This is a genomic window from Bacillus sp. FSL K6-3200, from assembly GCF_038630485.1.
In the GTDB taxonomy this organism is placed as follows: Bacteria; Bacillota; Bacilli; order Bacillales; family Bacillaceae; genus Bacillus; species Bacillus safensis.
Genome location: NZ_CP152032.1, coordinates 1,496,207 through 1,517,122, shown reverse-complemented (window position 1 = coordinate 1,517,122; position 20,916 = coordinate 1,496,207). Strand labels below are relative to the sequence as shown.

Here is a 20,916-nt window from a genome sequence, read left to right as displayed (position 1 = left end):
TCTCACTCCATTGAAGATTTGTCATCTTTCTCTATATGATCAAGTGTTGAGCCATCAATAGCATTGATCAAATATTCTTCTTCTGTCTTTTTCTTTGAACCTGCCGATACGCCTTCAAGCTCCAACCGCCATACAGGAACCATGACTTGCGTGCTTGCCCCTGGGTATTGCGTATAGTAGCCAAGCTCTACCTTTTTCACGGTCGTATTTTGGCTCAGCATATTTTGCGTATATAAGTCCTTCACGGTTTCAAGTGCTGGGACAAGGGTTTCTTTTCTCACTTCATTAATCGATGTCACCATCGACTGCTGATAAGAGACGACTTCGTTTTGATCATTGAGATTTAAGGTGATTTGCCCGATGGTTTCGGTGTCATCAAGACCTTCTTGGAAGATGTATTTCCCTTTATACGTTTGGAAAAAGACGATTTTCCCTGTCTCTTCATCTATATTCCACAGCTTATAATTTTTCCCATCCAGCAAACGCTGGTTCACAAGGTTCGTCGCCGCTGTTTTTATATCCTTTTTCGGCAAGGCAACAGGCTTGTTGAAGGTCATTTCAAGCAGCGTAACAGGATCATCTTTGTCTGTTTTCGGGAATGTGCTTTTCGCCTTTTGATCAGCTAATCCGTCGACATCCTTTTTTGTATATTGCTTCTTTTCAGCTGTAATGCGGTATCCAATCTTCGCCTCATCTGATAGATTGCCATATTTGATCCCGTCTGCCTTCATTTCTTCCAGCGTATCCGTTTTTTCGATAATCGCAAAATGATCGGTTGACCGTTTTTCAAAGTATTGAAAACCTAGAAAGATATCGAGAACGAGAAAGGCTAGGATAAAGATCGTTTTGGTCTTATTCCACTCCATGATTCTCGCTCCCCTCTGTCAAAAGATCATTCGATAGAATCACGGTTTTGCCGTTATACTTCATACACCATACAGGCTCCAGCCAGACAAACATTGCTTGATCTTGATCTGATGTAGTTGAAGCAGCTTGATATGCAGGGAAAATCTGTTCAATTTTCTCCAGGTCATCATATTTCGTCTGCTTGATGATCAAGTCCTTCAGCTCTGTCCCGTTCATCAGCTTGACCTGCTCACTTTGACTCGCTTTATTGCCAAGAATATAGTTTGGTCGCTTGTAACTCAAAATGTCATCATTCGCCCATTGGACTTCAAGGGAGGTCATCCCAAATGGATGCTTTGTACTGTTGACGATCGGCAGACCGTCCATAAACATATTAAAGGACAGCTGCTGGTTGCTGTTGATACCAAAGTATTGATAGTCATCAGTAAAGCTTCCCGTATCATTGAAATATTTCACGCTTCGCTTAATCAAATCCCCCGTTTGGAAAACAGTGCTGGAATTGATATTGCGGTGCTGATATTGAATGCGGTGGTCTTTTTGATTGGCTTCAAGGCGGCTTGTGCCATCTGTGTACACCGTCCGGTTTAAATTAGATTCCTCACCGACAAGGCTCGGGTCCGTAAACAGTGCATCTTTGAATTTGTTTGTCTTAATCGTTTCGATAAAGAACATTTTTGCTTCAAGCTGCTTTTGCTTTCTCGGAAGAAGGAAATCTCGTTTAGAATTCGTTGAGAATGTATAAAGATCATAGCGCGGCATCTCGTTTTGAGCGGCTGCGATACTGTCCATTAGATTACGGTAGTTGGCGGACTCAATTGTCAGCTCAAGCACCGTCTCCTTGCTGTATGAGACCAAATACACTTTTTTATTGGCCTTATCCTGCTGGGCGAACGGCACGATCATCCGATCAAACGAGTTGTATTCAATGGACTTGTTCGGCCATTTAAAGAGCGCTTGGAAAATATCAATCGGAATCGGATCATTGAATACAAGGTCCAATGTCTTCCCTTGTCCTTCGCGTCCATAGAAGAAATTCTTAAATTTCTGCTCGGAATATTGATCTGACACATCATTAATCTCTTTGACATCCCAAAGGCTCACATCATTCCAAAAGTTTTGAAAGAGTTCCTTTTGATCCACTTTAAAATGCTCTCCATTTGAATGGATGAACATCTCGCGCGGCTTCACGACATCAATGAGACTTCTAGGCTCGTCGCTTGAAATCTTCTTCGTTTCCACGACCTGTGTGCCGGTATCTGCCTGATCCTGCATGACGGGCTGGAACATCCAGATATTCCACGTAAATACAAGACTGATCGCAATTAGGATTGTCAATATTATGGTTTTAAAGGTCTCACGCTTCATCCCAATCATCCTCTTGTTCTTCATTGTACGGAAGGGTAAAGGTCACCGTTGTCCCTTTTCCTTCAATGCTGTCAGCCCAAATATCTCCGCCATGAGCTTGAACCATTTCTTTTGCAATCGCAAGACCCAGGCCGGTTCCGCCAAGCTTTCTTGTTCTTGCTTTATCTACCCGATAAAAACGTTCAAAGATTTTATCCATATCCTTTTTCGGAATACCGATTCCTTCATCTTTCACGCTGAATAACACAAGGCCTTTCTCTTCATCCAGATCAACGGTAAACGTGATGTGTCCGCCCTCTGGTGAGTATTTCATGGCATTGGAAATGATATTATCGAGCACCTGTGTAATTTTATCTTGGTCGATTTCCACATATACTTCACGCTGCGGCAGATTGCGGATAAAATCGACATGCTGTTCCTTCGTCATTTCAAAACGATCAATGACAAGCGAGATAAACCTGATAAAGTTCGTCCACTCACGGTTGAATTGATAATCCTTGCTGTCGAACTTAGACAACTGCAGCAGGTCATTGACAAGCCGGATCATGCGCTCAGTTTCATTTTGTGTGACACTAAGGAATCTTGGCGCAAGCTCTTTATCACCAATCGCACCTTCAGCCAGTGCCTCAAGGTAGCTTCGCATCGTTGTCAGCGGTGTGCGCAGCTCATGCGATACGTTCGCGACGAATTCACGGCGCTCAGCATCAATTTTCTCCTGCTCTGTGACGTCATAAATGACCGCAATTAAGCCATCAATTTTCCCATGCTCTTTCTGAATAACGGAGAAATTAACACGCAATACAGACAGCTGGTCTTCGCGTTCAATTTCTATCAGCATCGAATCTTGATTTTCGACTAAATCTTCAAATGTATGAGTTTCCTCTAAGCCAAGCAAGGACGTAATCGGCATCTCTAGTGCTGTTTCACGTGAAACATTTAACAGCTCTAATGCAGGGCTGTTTAATAGAATAATCGCACCGTTTTGATTCGTTGCGATGACACCGTCCGTCATATAGGCAATGACAGAAGAAAGCTTTTTCCGCTCCCCCTCCGTCATCAGCTGAGCTTCCTCCAGCTCTCTCGTCAGATGGTTAAAGGTTGTCGCAAGCTGGCCAATCTCGTCATGCCCATACTTTCGGACCTTTCTGGAGAAGTTCCCTTTGGCAAGCTCGATCGCTTGCTTTCTCATATCTGAAATAGGATGAGTGATCGTTCTGAAGATGAAAATACCAAGTAGAGCAGTCGTCCCAAGTGCAATCAGTGTCCCAGTTGCCAAAATGGTGTTAATGGTTCTCATTTGGTTAAACACACTTTCCATTGAAGACACAACATAAATCACACCAACGGTCTCTTGATTCTCATTTTTTACGGCTGTCGCAGAAATACGCACCCTTTTATTTGACTCAGGGTCATAGAATTTTTTCTCATAGTCTTTGCCAACCGCGAAAATACGGCTAATGATTTGATCAGTGATTTTCTTGCCGGCAATCTCTTGGCTGCCGTTATTTACAGAGGCAATGACCTCTCTGCTTTCGTCAATATAGCTGACTTCAGAGATTTCATTTGACTCATCTTTGTTGTTAAAATCGTTTAATATCTTTTGAGCATCCTCTTTTAATTCTGCCTTGCTTTTCGATGAATCTTGTTCTAGGTAATACGATAACGAGTAGATTCGCTGATTCAAGGAATTATCATATGAATTAATTAAGGACTGCTCTAGCTGCTTCACAAAGTACACGCCAATGATCTGCATGGCGACGATGATCAGCAGCACGTAAATCAAGGTCAATTTGAAGTGAATCGAGCGAAAAAAACCTACTTTACTCATAAGAATCTTAGTCCTGCTCTGGGTTTCTTAAATAGTAGCCGACGCCTCGTCTTGTCACAATCCAGCTCGGATGGCTAGGATTGTCTTCAATCTTCTCACGAAGACGGCGGACTGTGACGTCTACTGTACGGACATCTCCGAAGTAATCGTAGCCCCATACAGTTTGCAGCAAGTGCTCACGTGTCATGACTTGTCCGATATGTTTCGCTAAATAATGAAGCAGTTCGAACTCACGGTGTGTCAATTCAATCGTTTCCTCGCGCTTAGACACCACATACGCATCTGGATAAATGACGAGTGATCCAACCTCAATATCATTTGATTCAGATTCTTCCTCCGTCTGCGGAGCAGCGGTTTGTCTTCTCAAATTCGCTTTCACGCGGGCAAGCAGCTCACGCGTGCTGAAAGGTTTCGTCACATAATCATCTGCGCCAAGCTCAAGGCCGATAACTTTATCAATTTCAGAGTCTTTTGCTGTCAGCATGATAATCGGCATATCATATTTCTTTCTCACTTCACGGCATACTTCAACACCATCTTTATTCGGCAGCATAATGTCGAGCAGAATAATGTCCGGCTTGATTTCTTCTACCATTTCAAGGGCTTCGTTTCCATCATATGCACAATGAACCTCATAGCCCTCTTTCCTTAAATTAAATTCCAATATATCAGCAATCGGTTTTTCATCATCTACGACAAGAATCTTTTTTTCCATTGTGATTTCCTCCTGCATTTTTAGCATCTATGTCATTCCATTTTGCATCTCACATTACACCTTTTCCGTTTGCGAAAAAAAGGCTCACTGTCTATTATAACGTTTTACGAGGCAAAGATAAAAATAATAACGGCTTTCTTTTCTAGTAAACGTTGGATAGGAAGGAGCCGCTCAAAGAAATTGATGACTTTTTCCTTTTTTATTGAAACTTTTCCAATCACCAGCCGTCTATATAGATGTAACGTCTTCTTCTTATGGAGCCGGGCCCTACCTAGGTCCGGCTTCTCCCTTTTTATGCATTCTTTTCATAATAAAAACGCACCTGCGATTGCAGATGCGTTTGGAAGTGGCTCGGGACGGAATCGAACCGCCGACACACGGATTTTCAGTCCGTTGCTCTACCAACTGAGCTACCGAGCCATCATCAAAAAGATGAATATGTATAAATGGCGGTCCGGACGGGACTCGAACCCGCGACCTCCTGCGTGACAGGCAGGCATTCTAACCAACTGAACTACCGGACCTCAGTAACTTGCCCGAAAAAGCAATCGTGGTGCTCCTTCAAGCAAGTGAGGAAAAAATTAGCTTAACGCTAAAGTAAATCAATGACCCGTACGGGATTCGAACCCGTGTTACCGCCGTGAAAGGGCGGTGTCTTAACCGCTTGACCAACGGGCCAATACATGGTGAGCCATGAAGGACTCGAACCTTCGACCCTCTGATTAAAAGTCAGATGCTCTACCAACTGAGCTAATGGCTCTCGGTTTGTGAAAAGTAAATCTGAAGAAGTTGTATTGCGTCAAACCAATCGCTTTAAAAAAGCTGGAACATCGCATCCTAACAAGTTTCAGAGACCTTTGCAACAACGAGATTTATAATATCATAGAATAATTACATATGGCAATACGTTTTTCGACATTTTTTAAAAAAAGTGTCGGATTTAAATATCTCCTATCAAAGCCCCCACTTCTGCAACCGCCTTCATTTGATACGCCTTTTCGAGTGACCTCTGCCTACTCAAGCACATAGACACGTTTCAGGCCGCTCAAAAATGGCTATACATGAAACAAGTGACATTGTCATTGAAAAAGGAGGAAGCAGTATGAGTTCATTCAAATTAGGAGATAAAATGCCCAACTTTTCACTTCCAACAATACAGGGCGAACACATTGATTTCGACAAACATTTAGAGGAGCATCAAAGCTGGCACCTGATCGTTTTCTTTAGAGGATCCTGGTGTCCGGTATGTGTCGAAGAATTAAAAGAGCTCGAACAGCAGCAATCATACTTTCAGGACAAGGATATTCACTTGATGACGATTTCAACGGACAACCCTGATGACTTGAAGGCATTTGCGGATAAAGAGGGACTGTCCTTCCCGATCATGTATGACCATGATCTCACGTCATTAAAAGCATATGAAGTCCACTATCACGGGGAAGATGCCCCATATGAAGACCACGGGGTGCACGGTGAGCCCGCTTATTTCTTATTAAACGAAAAAGGTCAAGTGCTCTATCAGCAAAGACAAACAAGTCCGTTTGGCAGACCGCACGCCAACGAACTACGCAAAATCATCCAGTACATCCGTAAAAATTTAAAAGGCCAATATAAAAGCCTGAAGTAAGGAAAAAGCCCTCGTAATGAGGGCTTTTTTTATGAACGCTTTTTATTATATAGCCAATCTGCGGTGAAAAAAACAAAGAGACCCGCCATGAGAATGACAAAAGTGACGGGTGGTTTATTACCCTGGAAATACATGTACAGCGCATGCCCTCCTAATGCGAGAAGATAAAAGACAAATGCTGTTACAGCTGCTTTATGTGTATTCGCTTGTTCTCTTTTCGTCATTTTTTTAAAAAACATTGTGTCTATCCCCTTTATGCTGCTTTTTTCATCGTCATCCGGCGAAGTGCCCGTGAACGGATATATTCCATTGGCCCGATTCCCCAGACGTTTAAGCAGCAAGTTGAAATCGCGATTTGCAGAAGTGAAATCAACAGCCATGCCAATACAATAAGAGGCGCATTGATTTGACCGCCGAGCCCCAATCCCCAGCTATAAAAAAGAATGGAACAGATGACATTTTGCAGGATGTAGCAGCTAAGCGCCATTTTCCCTACATATTCAAACCAATTCCACATGAACCATGACTCAGTGCGTGCGAGGAGCTCCGCAATGACAGCTATATAGAAAATAGAGAGGAATGGTGAAAAGACGTAGCGCACCACAAATTCCACTAGATCGTTCGGTACAAAAACTAGTGCATTCAGCGGCAGACCAATCCACAGTCCGATTCGGAACAATATTTTCCGGAGAGATTGTCCGCGTTCATTTGCATAAAATACACCAGCTCTCATCATCCGCACACCTAATAAAAACAGAAATGTGTTCATTGGAATGATAAAAATCGCTTCTGCTCGGTACATGAAGAAGTATTGTAACCGTTCTTGAACCTGCGAGATCCATGTCTCTGGCAGCTGCTCTTCCAGCGCCGGTTCACCGATTTGATCATCGGACGCTGACTCCATTTCAGAGAAGGAGTACAGCATCAGACATGACATAACGAGCAGATGAATCACACCTGAAAAAATCATGCCCTTTTTGATGCGCCTTCTGCCTCCCCGTACAATGTAAGCCACAAACAGCCCAGTAACGGCATAGCTCATGAGCACATCATATTCCATCACAAGCGCAAAATGGACAAAGCCTTCGATGAATAAAAATAAAAGAATCCATAAATAAGTACCCGGCCAAGTCGTGTTTTTCCTTTTTGCCTGCTGGTATTTCAACTCCAATCCAACACCAAACATGATCGTGAGCAGCGAGAGCATTTTTCCATAAACGAACATGGAGACAAGACTTTCTAGAAAACTGCCATTTTCATATTCATCTGCAATCTGATCTGTCGCAAAGGTATCTCCTGCATACGCAAAAAACCAGACGTTCGTTCCCAAGGTGCCTAGTATAGCAAAACCTCTTAAAATATCTAATAATCGTATTCTTTCTTTCACTAGAACGCTCCTTCCCTCCTATACAGTTATCATATTTTGGTAATGACCGGAAGACTGCTCTACTGAAATTAAGAAATATTTAAACAAAAAAACACCAGTAAAATGTGTCATTTTACTGGTGCGTCATCAATCTATTCTTATGGACGGTACACGCTGCGGACAACGTTCGTTTGTGAACGATCTGGTCCGACTGAGAAAATGGAAAGTGGAATACCTGTTAATTGTGAAATGCGCTCTAAATAATGACGGGCATTTGCAGGCAGCTCACTTAAGTTCTTCACGCCTGTAATATCCTCTGTCCATCCTGGCATTTCCTCGTAGACAGGCTCACATTTCGCTAATTCATTTAGGCTTGCTGGGAATTCCTCTGTGATTTCTCCATTCAATTTATAAGCGACACAGATTTTCAATTTTTCAATCCCTGTCAGTACATCAATTGAGTTAAGAGATAAATCTGTAATTCCGCTCACACGGCGTGCATGACGGACAACAACGCTGTCAAACCAGCCGACACGGCGCGGGCGTCCAGTTGTCGTACCGTATTCACGGCCAACCTCACGAATTTGATCGCCAATTTCATCATGGAGTTCTGTCGGGAATGGGCCATCTCCAACACGTGTTGTGTACGCTTTTGACACGCCGACCACATGTTGAATTTTCGTTGGTCCTACGCCAGAACCAATCGTCACGCCTCCAGCTACTGGGTTAGATGACGTCACAAATGGATATGTCCCTTGATCGATATCAAGCATAACCCCTTGTGCTCCTTCAAATAACACGCGGCGGCCTTCATCTAGTGCATCATTCAAAACAACAGATGTGTCTACGACATATTTTTTCACTTGCTGGCCATATTCATAATACTCGTCTAAAATATCTTCAATCTTGAAGCCTTCTGTGTCATACATTTTCTCTAAAAGACGATTTTTCTCTTCTAGATTACGTGCAAGCTTCTCTTCAAATACTTCACGATCTAATAGATCTGCGACGCGGATACCGACGCGGGCTGCTTTGTCCATATAAGCTGGTCCGATTCCTTTTTTCGTCGTGCCGATCTTGTTAGCCCCTTTCCGCTCCTCTTCTACCTCGTCCAATTTTAAATGGTAAGGAAGAATAACATGGGCTCTATTGCTGATTCTGAGGTTATCTGTACTCACATTCCGTTCGTGAAGATACGCAAGCTCAGTGACCAACGCTTTAGGATCAACCACCATTCCATTACCGATGACACAAGTTTTCTCTTTATAAAAAATACCGGATGGAATGAGGTGTAGCTTGTATGTCACTCCATCAAATTTGATCGTGTGACCTGCATTGTTTCCCCCTTGATAACGGGCAATCACCTCTGCATTTTCTGAAAGGAAATCGGTAATTTTCCCTTTCCCTTCGTCACCCCACTGCGTACCTACTACGACTACTGAAGACATATCGTGCACCTCCGTTAACCTTTCAAAACGTTATCTCTTTCAAACACATTTATTTTATCAATGCACAACGAAAAAGTCAACGCTAAATCCGAACATTAATATCTCGAAATCAAATTTTGTTCGTTTTAAATATGAGAAAAAGCGCTTTACTCACATCTTCAGCGCTTAAAAAGGGAGATTTTGAGTAAAACCAATGTTTTTGATAGTTCTTACTTTCTATTGATTTTCAATTAAATGAATCATCGAATTTGCCATAAAGTCTGGTGAATACGGTCTACCTGTCCTCAGCCACCATTCAGCCGTTCCAACGTAAGCAGAAATAACGAATTGCTTCTGCATGTCGATAGGAACGATATGCGGATCAGGCTTTGAGCCTGTAACCCCCTCTTTCCCCAAAGAAAAGCTTTCTTCAAAAAAAGCCCGAACCGTTTCATGAATATTGAGCTCTCGCCCTCGTTTCAAGAGAATTTGATACTCCTTTTCATGTTCTTGCAAATGCTGATAAAATCGAAAAATATATACATATGCCGGATGCTCTTTTTCTAAATCATCTTCTTGTACAGGCGCAAAAATGGCACACTTCATCACATCAAACATCTCATCCATCACCTGCTGGGCAAGATCAAATTTATCCTCATAATGCTGATAAAAGGTCGTGCGGTGGATGCCTGCCGCTTTGGTCAAATCCTGTACAGAAATCTTCCCCCATTCTTTCTCGTTTAATAACTGAAATAATGCTTTTTTTAATTGCTGCTTTGATTCCGTTGCGCGCTTATCCCCTCTGTAGCAATCCGCCACAAGCCGCTCTCCCCTTCCTATTTTCTTCAACAGATTTCGCTTTTCTGTTGGTTGAATCCTCCAGGCTGATGAATTAACTTTAATCTAACACAATGAAAAAAAGGCAGCATCTGACAACCTATAAGGAGTGATGATCATGGAAACAACGTCCCCAAGTGCCGTGCAAAAAACGTTATTAAGAGGAAAAAACAAGCAGGACCCATATCACCCATTTGATTGGTATGCCAACATGCGCCAGACATCACCTGTTCATTTTGACGAAGCCAGCCGAACGTGGAGTGTATTCACCTACGAGGAAGCCAAGCGCGTGACAATCGATAAAGATACCTTTTCGAGTCAGCCTCCTAAAAACCAGCGGAAGCATTCACTGATGAAAACAATGGTGATGATGGACCCTCCCAATCACACTCGCATCCGCTCCATTGTCAGCAAAGCCTTTACCCCTCGAGTCATGAAATTGTGGGAGCCTCGTATTCATGAATTAATGGATGAACTGATGGCACAACTTGAAGGAAAAAAAGAGATTGACCTAGTGCAAGACATTTCCTATCCGCTTCCTGTCATTGTCATTGCAGAGCTTTTAGGTGTGCCGTCAGAGCATAAACAATCTTTTAAAGAATGGTCAGATATTCTCGTCAGCATGCCTAAAAGTGAAAGTGAGAAGGATGTAGCTGAATGGCAGAAAACACGTGACAAAGGGGAAGCTGACATGATGGCGTTTTTTGCAGACACCATTGAAAAGAAACGTCACAACCTTGGTGATGATTTGATTTCTCTCATTATTCAAGCGGAGGAGAATGGAGACAAACTGTCAGCGGATGAACTCATTCCATTTTGTAATCTTCTTCTTTTAGCCGGCAACGAAACAACCACCAACTTGATCTCCAATATGATGTTCAGCTTGTTAGAACAGCCGGGTGCATATGAAGCGCTCGCCCAATCTCCTGAACTCATCCCACGTGCGGTGGAAGAGGCTGTCCGTTTTCGTGCACCAGCTCCTGCAATCGTTCGTTATGTCACAAAAGATACAGAGCTTGGAGGGAAAGTGTTGAAAAAGGGAGACAATGTGATTGTGTTTCTTGCTTCCGCCAACCGAGATGAGCGTCAATTTTTAAACGCACATGAATACGATATACACCGCCACCCTAATCCTCATATTGGTTTCGGGCACGGTATCCATTTCTGTCTTGGCGCACCACTGGCACGTCTTGAAGCATGTACAGCTATAAAGATTTTCATAGAACGATATGAGGCGCTAGAGCTCCTCTCTTACGTTCCGATGACCAGCAGCAGCATGTATGGACTGAAAGAGCTGAAACTGCGTGTCACACCTCGTTCATAACAGAAAAGACTCCCGGGCATGGGAGTCTTTTTTTAAACAGGGGTAATACCATCTGTGTTCATCAGCACAACTCGATACCCATCTGGGTCTTCAATGGTTGCTCCTCCCCGGTCCCAGTATGGATTCGTTGAGGTGACATGCCGTCCGCCAAATGAGATCAATCTCTCTTTCATTTGCTGAAATTCCTCTGCATCCGGAATATAGAAAACAAGCAGCTGTTCTGGATGCGGGACGGGCAGGCTGTCTTCTTCTTCATGTTTGGTGATTTCTAAATGAACATGCTGGTGAGGCAGCCCGAGCATCACACCATCGTACCCTTCATGTTGATCAAATGAGCCTATTCGTTTGAGCCCTAAGCCTTCTTCATAAAAGGAAACAACCTCTTTCATGTTGACGGTTGGGCGTGTGATACGTAATTGAGCGGCTTCAAACTGTTGAAATTTCATCAGTCTTCACTCCTTTTCTCCTTTTAGTATACGCTCTCTCTTTTTCTCTCTCCTCCTCATTTTGATTGTTTTTTCAATCATTCTTTCGATGTAGATCAATCAAAAAAGCCCAGCTTCTTGAGCTGGGCTTTAAGCACCGGGCGGAACACCCGCATCGTCAAATCTTCTTTCCAGGTTGACGAATTTGTTATATTCTTTGACGAACGCCAGTGATACTGTACCAACTGGACCGTTACGCTGTTTGGCAATAATGATTTCAATAATGTTCTTATTCTCTGATTCTTTGTCATAGTAATCATCACGATAAAGGAATGCCACGATATCGGCATCCTGCTCGATACTTCCTGATTCACGAATATCAGACATCATCGGACGTTTGTCCTGACGCTGCTCTACCCCGCGGGAAAGCTGAGACAAAGCAATAACCGGAACTTCAAGCTCCCTTGCCAGCGATTTTAATGCCCTAGAGATTTCAGAAACCTCTTGCTGACGGTTATCGCTTGAGCGTCCGCTCCCTTGAATGAGCTGCAAGTAGTCAATCAAGATCATGCCAAGACCATTTTCTTGCTTCAATCGGCGGCATTTCGAGCGAATTTCACTTACTCTAATTCCAGGTGTATCGTCAATGAAAATCCCACTGTTCGACAGCGAGCCCATCGCCATTGTCAGCTTGCCCCAGTCCTCTTCTGTCAGATTACCGGTTCTTAGGTTCTGTGCATTGATATTCCCCTCCGCACAAAGCATACGCATAACGAGCTGCTCCGCACCCATCTCTAAACTAAAGATGGCGACACTTTCGTCCGTTTTGGTCGCGACATTTTGGGCGATGTTCAATGCGAAGGCTGTTTTCCCTACTGATGGACGGGCCGCTACAATGATTAAATCATTTCGCTGGAATCCAGCTGTCATTCGGTCAAGCTCAGAGAAACCCGTTGGAATCCCTGTGATATCGCCTTTGCGGTTATGAAGCTGTTCAATATTATCGTATGTTTGAACAAGAACGTCCTTAATGTTTTGAAAAGCTCCTGAGTTTTTACGCTGCGCCACTTCCATAATGGTCTTTTCAGCATCACTCAACAGGTCTTCTACTTCATCCTCACGCGTATACCCATCCTGTGCAATGGTTGTCGCCGTACGGATCAGACGTCTTAAAATGGATTTCTCTTCTACAATTTTTGCATAGTATTCAATGTTTGCGGCAGTTGGGACAGAGTTCGCAATGTCGGTTAAATACGAAATCCCGCCTACCTCTTCTAGTAAATCTGTATTGGCAAGCTCAGATGTCACCGTGACAAGATCGACCGGTTCTCCTCTATCGCCAAGTACAAGCATCGCATTGTAAATCTTTTGATGCGACATTCTATAGAAATCCTCTGGAATTAATACCTCAGAAGCGAGCGTTAGCGCGGATGGTTCTAAAAAAACAGCACCTAATACGGCCTGCTCGGCTTCTATATTTTGCGGCGGCAGCCGGTCATCGAGAAGTTCCGTCATGCCAAGCACCGTCCTTTCATAAAAAAATACGCTACTCATCATTTTAACATTTTCATCAATAAAAAAGTGAAAAACATCGACTATAGTCAAAATTACCATGAGGATGTTTTGTTGAACAGTGAAACAACGCCCTTCAATAGAAAAGACCCCGTAACATCAATTGTTATAGAGTCCTTCTGTATCACTAATGGAATTTGAATTTGTGTCGTTCACACTTGTGGTCGCTCCTACGTGGCATGTTCGCGTGCGTTTTTCTAATCTATCGTTTTCTTAACTCCATAATTTTCTTTTTGCCCAATGTCTTGTAAGGAGCCGTTTTGGTAACCAATAGATAACACCAAATCGGGAATAGAATCAAACCCGTTTTTCGCTAGGTCAAATAGCTGTGCACCGTAATGTGAAGCGGCAATTCGTGCATTTTCTGCTGTGTATGGGTTTTTCAGGAGATCTTCTTTGTATATATCAAAAATATTCGTTCCTTTATCCGTTATAAATTGACCGTTTACAATACTTAAATCTTTTAAATTGTAGCCTGTAACCGTTTTGATTTGGTTGACAAGATGGAACTTTGCCAGAGAATCAGGTGTGAATTGAGTAGAATCATCATTTCTACTTTTCATAATATGGAAAAATAGTTCTCTTGTATTGTTGGTTGTATTTAATAAGTCTTCTATTTGTTTCATCAACGATTCGTCTTTTGAACCACCCACCACTAATTTGAAATTATTCGGGTCAATGGTAAAAGTGAGATTTGTATTTTTAGGAATGGTTATACCGTTTTTAGAGAATAAATCTTGTAATTGTTCGTTCACTTTTTGGCGATTGAGTATTTTCTTTTCTACACTTTCTTGGGTAGGATCGTACCGTTTTTCATTACGGAATGCGGCATCATTAGAATTATAATGCCCTCCTGTTCCACTATTAGCCCATCCAATTTCAATAGAGTAAGCCGCCTCTCTTTCCGGTTTGGTTAAATCATTTCTGAAATAAGGGGAGTTTGGATTTCGATACTTATCAAATATATGGCCATGAGGATCTTTGAAACGTTTATTTTGTTCATTTATTTTTTGATATTTTTCATCTAATATTTTCATTCGTTTATCAGCTTCGGTCATCACCTCATTTGTACTTTTAATAGCTGATTGACCTTTATAATCGATTCGGTTCTGATTGTTTGAAACACCTGCCGTGTATGACGTATTAATATTCATTTTGATTCTCCTTTTTTAAAAAAAATAGTGATTATTAAATATATCGGCATTTCAGTTAAAATTTGTTAGTTTTGATCCGATATAGTAATTATTACAAGGAGGGTTAAAATATGACAAATACTATCTTTAAACGTTTTTTATTACCTGCATTGGTATTAGTGCTTGTTGCTATTTTTTTTGCACCTAATTCAGCGGAAGCGGCTATTACGGGGAATAACAGCCCTAACACAGCCAGCTCAATGGGATATTGGAAAAATAGTCGTTCAGATACGACAATCTTACCTGAAGGTGAAAATGAAGCGTATTATCAGTTTACGATCAATAAGGGTGAAAGGGTTTATGTACGAAGTTCATATAATAAGCAATATACGGGGATGAAAATCGAGGTGTACAATTCGAAATATTCTGATGGGAGATCTAGAGTCATTAACCCTGATTCAATTACACCCTTTATTTTTGCTAATACTGATGAAGTTACTTCAACTTCAGAAACTTACTTTGTGAAAGTGACCCGTGGTACATATACAGGGAATATGTACTTTACTGTTTCTATCCAAGATCGTATTAAATCTGGAAATGGGACATTCAATTTTACGGGGACTGCTACCAACTTGGGGAATTCTTCTTTAAATTTTTTAGGCGTTGATTCTTCTATCATTACAATGGATTTAACGAACAATTCTTCTATTCCTAAAAATGCAATCGTTAAATCGATTTCCACAACTAGTACCCAATCGCCTAACCAAGGAAATGTCACACACAAACTGATGGCTGATATAAACAAAATTTGGAACGAATCTATTTTTTCATCTGCAACAAGTGGTTCTTACCGTATTTCTCTGGAAGATCAATTAAAAGTCGCGCAAAAATGGAGCTTTAAGTACAACGCAAAGGCTACAGCGAGATCTACTATGAGCAATGTCAAAGCCGATATCCGTTACGAATATGATGTCACAGATGGATTCTAATTGAATGGTGTTTGCAGACAAAAAGTAAGGGGACATCCCTTACTTTTTTAATTGACGCATTTTTGATGCTATGTGTTATTTGGCCAACTTTAAAACAGCACCGTCCTTCCATAAGAAATACGCTGCTCATAAAAAGTGAAAGTGTTAATGGTGTTTTTGCTGGAGGGCGTGTTGAAAGAGGAGGATGGTGATCATATCGGTGGCCCGCTGGTATAAATCCCATTGTTCATAGGCCGCAAATGTCATCCGTATTTCATGTAATGATTGCTTCATTTCATGATATTCTTCCACTGTAAACGAATTTTTCAGTTTGAACTGATTTTCAAGCAGTTTCAGCCTCAGCTTTCCTAATGTGGTTTTCATTCTGCCTACATTCCCTTCGATCTTGTCTTCCTTAGAAAATTGTATATGAATTTACACACGATATTGAATAAGTTGTGAGATATGATCACCAGCTTTTCGAAAAATTCTCCTCTTTTTCCCTAAAAATACAAGAAGGTCTATAGACTTATTTTTCCTCAAAATGATTTCAAGAAGAAAAACCTATATATATTCCTGAATCAAACAGAAGAAAATGGTAAATATCCCGAGACGGTCAAGGTCTTTTGGCATTTCTCCTCTTTTTAAATGACTCAGTCCGGCATTCCCTATTTCCATTCATTTGGTAGTTATTTAGTCCTTTATTTTCATAATATTTAGATTAAATTATTAACTACACGACTTAATGAACATTTGACTTCGTAATTGATAACCATTATCATTTGATTTGCTTGCGTGATAATTGAGAATCATTTTCATTTGAAGGAACCATTCTTCAATCTCTACACTCATCCTATATCCGCAAGCCTGCTTTTATCAGCGTATGAGAGTCAATTTGAGGAAGGGGATTTTTTACACATGTCCAAACGCCCTGAAGGAATGGGTACTGAGGATTCTCTTTTCGGAGAAAGCCGTCCTTTTTTTATACCTGGGACGGAGCAGCTGGATATCACAGCACACCCATACAGACTTTTTATATTTAAACCGAATACTACTCCTCCAGCGGCTGGTTTTCCAGTCATGTACGTGCTTGATGGGAATTCACTTTTTGGCACAATGGTCGAAGCCATTCGTTTACAGTCAAGAAGACCCGAAAAAACAGGTGTTGTACCTGCCATCATTGTTGGAATTGGCTATCAGACAGACGCGCCCTATCATCCGCTCAGGCATTATGATCTCACTCTAACCGGCCCTGACGCTTCCATTGGTGGCAGAAGAAAGGATTTCTCCACCCATACATATGGCGGCGCCTCTGCGTTCTTTTCTTTTTTAGAAAAGGTTGTAAAGCCTTATATCGAGCAGCGCTTTCCGATCAACCAGAGTCGTCAAACACTGTTTGGGCACTCTCTTGGCGGTCTTTTTGTATTACACACACTATTTGAGCACCCTGATGCTTATCAGACATATATTGCAGGCAGTCCTTCTATCCACTGGAACAAAAAATTATTTTTAGAAAAAGAACACCAATTCATCAATCATATACGTCAGGTGCCTATGGATGTCAGGCTGCTTGTAGGTGTAGGTGAGTTAGAAAAACATCATCCGTGTCAAATGAATGATCATGCAAATTCACTAGCAAATCGTATGCTGCCTTTATCCTCATATGGCTTGCATACAGCCTATCACGAGTTCCCTAAAGAAGGACATACATCCGTTTTACCGGTGCTGATGAATGACGCTTTTCGTTTTGCACTCTATCATGATGATCCTTTCACACCCACAGACATGAAGGAAAGGCAGTGAACACATGAAACACAGTGGTCTATCTCAAAAAATTGCCCTGATCACAGGCGCAGGACAAGGTATTGGACAAGCAGTCGCAAAAAGACTAGCCGAAGAAGGTGCGATTATTGCAGCAGTTGACGCAAATGAAGATCAGCTGCAAAGCACCGTCCAGCAAATGAATGATGAAGGCATACGTGCCTTTGCCTATCCATGTGACATTACCGATCAAGCATCTGTTCAGCACATTGTCGATCAAATTGAAAAGCAGCTTGGGCCCATTTATTTACTGGTCAATGTAGCAGGCATTCTCCGAATGGGTTCTATCGACCAGCTTAGTGCAGACGACTGGCAACAAACTTTCGCAGTCAACACACATGGTGTCTTTTACGTTTCTCAAGCTGTCTCCAAATACATGATAAAAAGATCAGAAGGGGTCATTGTGACTGTCAGCTCTAACGCTGGTGCCATTCCTAGAATGAATATGGCTGCCTATGCCGCTTCAAAAGCAGCAGCTACTTCATTTACAAAAACACTTGGATTAGAACTTGCTGCCCATGGAATCAGATGCAACGTTGTCTCCCCTGGCTCTACCGCAACACCTATGCAATGGGCTTTATGGCCTGATGAACAAGGAGAAAATCAGGTGATTAAAGGTTCATTAGAGACGTATAAAACCGGTATTCCTTTACAAAAAATCGCTGATCCTCAAAACATCGCTGATGCAGTCATTTTCTTTGCATCTAAGCAATCCAGTCATATTACGATGCAGAATCTCACGATCGATGGCGGCGCAACACTCGGAATCTAGCATTTCATTCAAAAGGAGGCCTTTTCATGAAACATTCATTATTGTCGTCCGAAGAAAAAGGACAATTGCTTCAAGACTATCAGCCAGGTGCTTTTTTCCTTGCTTCCCCTAAACGCACGATACTTGCCGAAGGGATTTTCCAGCATATTGAAACCAATCAGCTAAATGAACTATCCACAAGGGTAGCGCACGTATTTGACGATGCCAAACAAGCTGGTATCCAAACACCGATTGTGGCTGGTGCTGTCCCGTTTGATCCGGCACAGCCTGTTCGTTTAAATGTGCCATTCCATGTACAGTTTAGTGATCCACTCGAATTTCATCAAGGTGATGAGGAATCAGAAGTGGCATCGCTATCCTATGAGGTGACACCTGTCCCTTCTCCTGAAGTCTACATGAATGGTGTGAACGAAGGGTTAGCTAAAATTGAAAAAGGAGAGCTTAGCAAAATCGTCATTTCTCGATCTCTCTATCTCAAATCAGATCAAGACATTCATACGAAAACAATACTCGAACGACTGGCTCGTCATAATACGAATGGCTATACGTTTGCTGCAAATGTAGCTGATCCGAAGTCTTCCCAAAAGCGCACACTTCTTGGGGCAAGCCCTGAGCTGCTCCTTTCTAAAACCGGTTCATCTGTGATTTCCAATCCACTCGCTGGTTCCCGGCCGCGCAGTTCAGATCCAGTAGAAGACCAGCGTCGCCGCGATGAACTCCTTACTTCAGCGAAGGATTTACACGAGCATGCAGTGGTTGTTGAAGCTGTCACTAAAGCGCTTTCTCCTTACTGTCATACACTAGATGTGCCTGCATCACCATCCGTCATACAAACTGAAACGATGTGGCATTTATCTACTGTCGTGAAAGGAGAACTAGCAGATGACAGTGTATCCTCAATAGATTTAGCGCTTAGCCTTCATCCAACACCTGCAGTATGCGGAACACCTACAGCAGATGCACGTGAAGCCATTCAAGCGATTGAACCCTTCGATCGAGGATTTTTCACAGGAATGATTGGTTGGGCAGATGCAAATGGTGATGGTGATTGGATTGTCACCATTCGTTGTGCAGAAGCTGAGGGTCACTCCCTCCGCCTCTTTGCTGGCGCAGGAGTGGTCAAAGGATCTAAGGCAGAAGAAGAGCTAGCCGAAACATCTGCAAAATTTAACACGATGCTTCGTGCGATGGGCATCCATCAGCTATAAAAATACATAGGAGATGACAAAAACATGTTTGTTCAACCACCTACATGGCCAGATGAATTTGCAAAACACTACCGTGAAAACGGCTGTTGGCGCGGGGAAACCTTTGGCGGTATGCTTCGTGAACGAGCCGCATCGTTAGGAAATAAAACAGCAATTACATACGCTGATACGCACATGAGCTACCAAGAACTTGATCAGCGCGTCAGCAGTCTTGCCGCCGGTTTTCATCAGCTTGGAATTCAAAAGGGAAGTCGAGTTGTCGTACAGCTTCCTAACATTCCTGCTTTTTTTGAAGTCATTTTCGCTTTATTTCGAATCGGTGCTTTACCCGTCTTCTCTCTGCCATCTCATAGAAGCAGTGAAATCACTTATTTTATTGAGTTTGCTGAAGCAGACGCATATGTCATACCAGATATCGATGGCGGCTTTGATTATCGATCACTCGCACGTCAAGTGAAAGAAAAGCTTCCCTCATTACCTCATGTCATTGTTGCAGGGGAAGCTGAGGAATTCCTTGACTTGAATGATCTGCGCAAGGACCCAGCACTTGATCCTCAAATTCATGTAGAGGCAAGCGATATTGCGTTTCTTCAGTTATCTGGAGGCAGCACAGGCCTTTCAAAGCTTATTCCTCGTACACATGATGACTATATTTATAGTCTTTGGAAAAGCAATGAGGTATGCGAACTCACACAAGATAGTGTGTATCTAGCTGCACTTCCAGTAGCGCACAACTATCCATTAAGCTCGCCTGGGGTCCTTGGGACGTTATACGCAGGCGGAAGAGTCGTTCTTGCACCTGGATCAAGCCCTGATGTCGTCTTTCCACTCATTGAAAAAGAACGGGCGACTATTACCGCTGTCGTTCCACCTATCGCATTGATTTGGCTAGAGGCTGCTCCTCATCGATCAGATGACTTATCAAGTCTTGAAGTCTTACAAGTCGGTGGCGCTAAATTCAGTGCTGAAGCAGCAAAACGAGTGACGCCTACACTTGGATGTAAGTTACAGCAAGTTTTTGGCATGGCAGAAGGTCTGGTCAACTATACCAGATTAGATGATCCTGAGCATGTCATGATTCATACACAAGGACGCCCGATGTCTGAATATGATGAGGTACTAGTGGTAGATGATGAGGACAAGCCCGTCCCGCATGAAGTGGCTGGACATCTTTTAACAAGAGGACCTTATACGATTCGCGGCTACTATAAAGCCGATGAACAAAACAAAAAAGCATTTACACCTGATGGCTTTTACAGAACAGGTGACATCGTGCGACTAACCAAAGAAGGAAATGTTGTTGTAGAAGGCAGAGACAAGGATCAAATCAATCGTGGCGGCGAAAAGGTTGCCGCAGAAGAAGTTGAAAACCATTTACTTGCGCATCCTGACATTCATGATGCCGCCATGGTATCCATGCCGGATCCATTTCTTGGCGAACGCTCATGTGCCTTTGTTATTGCGAAAGGAAACAACAAACCAGCACCGCACATCTTAAAATCATTTCTAAGAGATCGCGGACTTGCAGCCTATAAAATTCCTGACCGCATTGAATGGATCGATGCGTTTCCACAAACAGGTGTAGGCAAAGTCAGTAAAAAAGCATTAAGAGAATTAGCTGCAATCCATACTGCCAACGTATAAAAAAGAGGAGTGAAAAC

General features: G+C 42.5%; 19 protein-coding genes and 4 tRNA genes. 7 read left to right on the top strand and 16 right to left on the bottom strand.

Annotated features, from left to right (window positions below; genetic code table 11):
- Positions 1–2 precede the first annotated feature (2 nt).
- The 8 genes from yycI to MHI60_RS07650 all read right to left on the bottom strand — a co-directional run bounded on the left by yycI (position 3) and on the right by MHI60_RS07650 (position 5,535).
- Positions 3–866: a two-component system regulatory protein YycI gene (gene yycI / locus MHI60_RS07685; protein ID WP_111292028.1), complete on the bottom strand. Its 864-nt coding sequence runs from the start codon at positions 864–866 to the stop codon at positions 3–5.
- Positions 853–2,232, bottom strand: a complete 1,380-nt coding sequence (yycH, locus tag MHI60_RS07680) for a two-component system activity regulator YycH (protein WP_095410009.1) — start codon at positions 2,230–2,232, stop codon at positions 853–855. The genes yycI and yycH overlap by 14 nt, the downstream gene beginning before the upstream one ends.
- The gene (gene walK / locus MHI60_RS07675; RefSeq protein ID WP_024424029.1) at positions 2,222–4,060 is read right to left on the bottom strand and encodes a cell wall metabolism sensor histidine kinase WalK; all 1,839 of its coding nucleotides are present in this window, start codon (positions 4,058–4,060) and stop codon (positions 2,222–2,224) included. The genes yycH and walK overlap by 11 nt, the downstream gene beginning before the upstream one ends.
- Positions 4,061–4,067: 7 nt before the next feature.
- Positions 4,068–4,775: a response regulator YycF gene (gene yycF / locus MHI60_RS07670; protein WP_024424030.1), complete on the bottom strand. Its 708-nt coding sequence runs from the start codon at positions 4,773–4,775 to the stop codon at positions 4,068–4,070.
- Positions 4,776–5,122: 347 nt separating this feature from the next.
- Positions 5,123–5,195: transfer RNA gene (locus tag MHI60_RS07665), tRNA-Phe, on the bottom strand.
- A gap of 27 nt (positions 5,196–5,222) precedes the next feature.
- Positions 5,223–5,299: transfer RNA gene (locus tag MHI60_RS07660), tRNA-Asp, on the bottom strand.
- Between the two features lie 82 nt (positions 5,300–5,381).
- Positions 5,382–5,453, bottom strand: a tRNA-Glu gene (locus MHI60_RS07655).
- Positions 5,454–5,459: 6 nt separating this feature from the next.
- Positions 5,460–5,535, bottom strand: a tRNA-Lys gene (locus MHI60_RS07650).
- A 342-nt stretch (positions 5,536–5,877) separates the two neighbouring features.
- Between MHI60_RS07650 and MHI60_RS07645 the strand changes: the two genes are divergently transcribed.
- On the top strand, positions 5,878–6,402 hold the full coding sequence (locus MHI60_RS07645; RefSeq protein WP_144471598.1) for a peroxiredoxin family protein: 525 nt from the start codon (positions 5,878–5,880) through the stop codon (positions 6,400–6,402).
- Between the two features lie 29 nt (positions 6,403–6,431).
- Here the strand turns inward: MHI60_RS07645 and MHI60_RS07640 are convergent, their stop codons facing one another.
- The 4 genes from MHI60_RS07640 to MHI60_RS07625 form a co-directional block, all read right to left on the bottom strand.
- Positions 6,432–6,641 carry a hypothetical protein gene (locus MHI60_RS07640; RefSeq protein ID WP_095410012.1) on the bottom strand — a complete coding sequence of 70 codons (210 nt, stop codon included), beginning with the start codon at positions 6,639–6,641 and terminating at the stop codon, positions 6,432–6,434.
- Between the two features lie 14 nt (positions 6,642–6,655).
- Positions 6,656–7,789, bottom strand: a complete 1,134-nt coding sequence (locus MHI60_RS07635; protein ID WP_144484219.1) for a DUF418 domain-containing protein — start codon at positions 7,787–7,789, stop codon at positions 6,656–6,658.
- Positions 7,790–7,926: 137 nt separating this feature from the next.
- Positions 7,927–9,216, bottom strand: coding sequence for an adenylosuccinate synthase (locus tag MHI60_RS07630; protein WP_024424032.1), 1,290 nt, complete (start codon positions 9,214–9,216; stop codon positions 7,927–7,929).
- 216 nt (positions 9,217–9,432) lie between these two features.
- Positions 9,433–10,014, bottom strand: a complete 582-nt coding sequence (locus MHI60_RS07625) for a TetR/AcrR family transcriptional regulator (RefSeq protein ID WP_144484223.1) — start codon at positions 10,012–10,014, stop codon at positions 9,433–9,435.
- Between the two features lie 136 nt (positions 10,015–10,150).
- Between MHI60_RS07625 and MHI60_RS07620 the strand changes: the two genes are divergently transcribed.
- Complete coding sequence (locus tag MHI60_RS07620; protein ID WP_144484226.1) at positions 10,151–11,356, top strand: cytochrome P450; 1,206 nt, start codon at positions 10,151–10,153, stop codon at positions 11,354–11,356.
- Between the two features lie 32 nt (positions 11,357–11,388).
- On the opposite strand, the gene MHI60_RS07615 is transcribed toward MHI60_RS07620, so the two are convergent.
- The 3 genes from MHI60_RS07615 to MHI60_RS07605 form a co-directional block, all read right to left on the bottom strand.
- A complete protein-coding gene (locus tag MHI60_RS07615; RefSeq protein ID WP_144484229.1) occupies positions 11,389–11,802 on the bottom strand; it encodes a VOC family protein in 414 nt (137 codons plus the stop codon).
- Positions 11,803–11,931: 129 nt separating this feature from the next.
- Positions 11,932–13,296: a replicative DNA helicase gene (gene dnaB / locus MHI60_RS07610; protein ID WP_003214779.1), complete on the bottom strand. Its 1,365-nt coding sequence runs from the start codon at positions 13,294–13,296 to the stop codon at positions 11,932–11,934.
- A gap of 254 nt (positions 13,297–13,550) precedes the next feature.
- The gene (locus tag MHI60_RS07605) at positions 13,551–14,507 is read right to left on the bottom strand and encodes a DUF4885 family protein (protein ID WP_144484231.1); all 957 of its coding nucleotides are present in this window, start codon (positions 14,505–14,507) and stop codon (positions 13,551–13,553) included.
- 110 nt (positions 14,508–14,617) lie between these two features.
- Between MHI60_RS07605 and MHI60_RS07600 the strand changes: the two genes are divergently transcribed.
- Positions 14,618–15,475 (top strand): hypothetical protein, encoded by an 858-nt coding sequence (locus tag MHI60_RS07600; RefSeq protein ID WP_144484235.1) that lies wholly within the window; start codon positions 14,618–14,620, stop codon positions 15,473–15,475.
- A 144-nt stretch (positions 15,476–15,619) separates the two neighbouring features.
- Here MHI60_RS07600 and MHI60_RS07595 read toward each other — a convergent pair whose 3' ends face one another.
- On the bottom strand, positions 15,620–15,838 hold the full coding sequence (locus tag MHI60_RS07595) for a hypothetical protein (protein ID WP_144484238.1): 219 nt from the start codon (positions 15,836–15,838) through the stop codon (positions 15,620–15,622).
- Between the two features lie 534 nt (positions 15,839–16,372).
- Between MHI60_RS07595 and MHI60_RS07590 the strand changes: the two genes are divergently transcribed.
- From MHI60_RS07590 to MHI60_RS07575, 4 genes are read left to right on the top strand one after another with little or no spacing between them, the layout of a single operon-like run.
- Complete coding sequence (locus MHI60_RS07590; RefSeq protein WP_144484241.1) at positions 16,373–17,257, top strand: alpha/beta hydrolase-fold protein; 885 nt, start codon at positions 16,373–16,375, stop codon at positions 17,255–17,257.
- A gap of 4 nt (positions 17,258–17,261) precedes the next feature.
- Positions 17,262–18,047, top strand: a complete 786-nt coding sequence (locus MHI60_RS07585; protein WP_144484244.1) for a 2,3-dihydro-2,3-dihydroxybenzoate dehydrogenase — start codon at positions 17,262–17,264, stop codon at positions 18,045–18,047.
- A 26-nt stretch (positions 18,048–18,073) separates the two neighbouring features.
- On the top strand, positions 18,074–19,255 hold the full coding sequence (gene dhbC / locus MHI60_RS07580; protein ID WP_144484246.1) for an isochorismate synthase DhbC: 1,182 nt from the start codon (positions 18,074–18,076) through the stop codon (positions 19,253–19,255).
- A gap of 24 nt (positions 19,256–19,279) precedes the next feature.
- Positions 19,280–20,899, top strand: a complete 1,620-nt coding sequence (locus MHI60_RS07575) for a (2,3-dihydroxybenzoyl)adenylate synthase (protein ID WP_144484249.1) — start codon at positions 19,280–19,282, stop codon at positions 20,897–20,899.
- Positions 20,900–20,916: the final 17 nt, after the last annotated feature.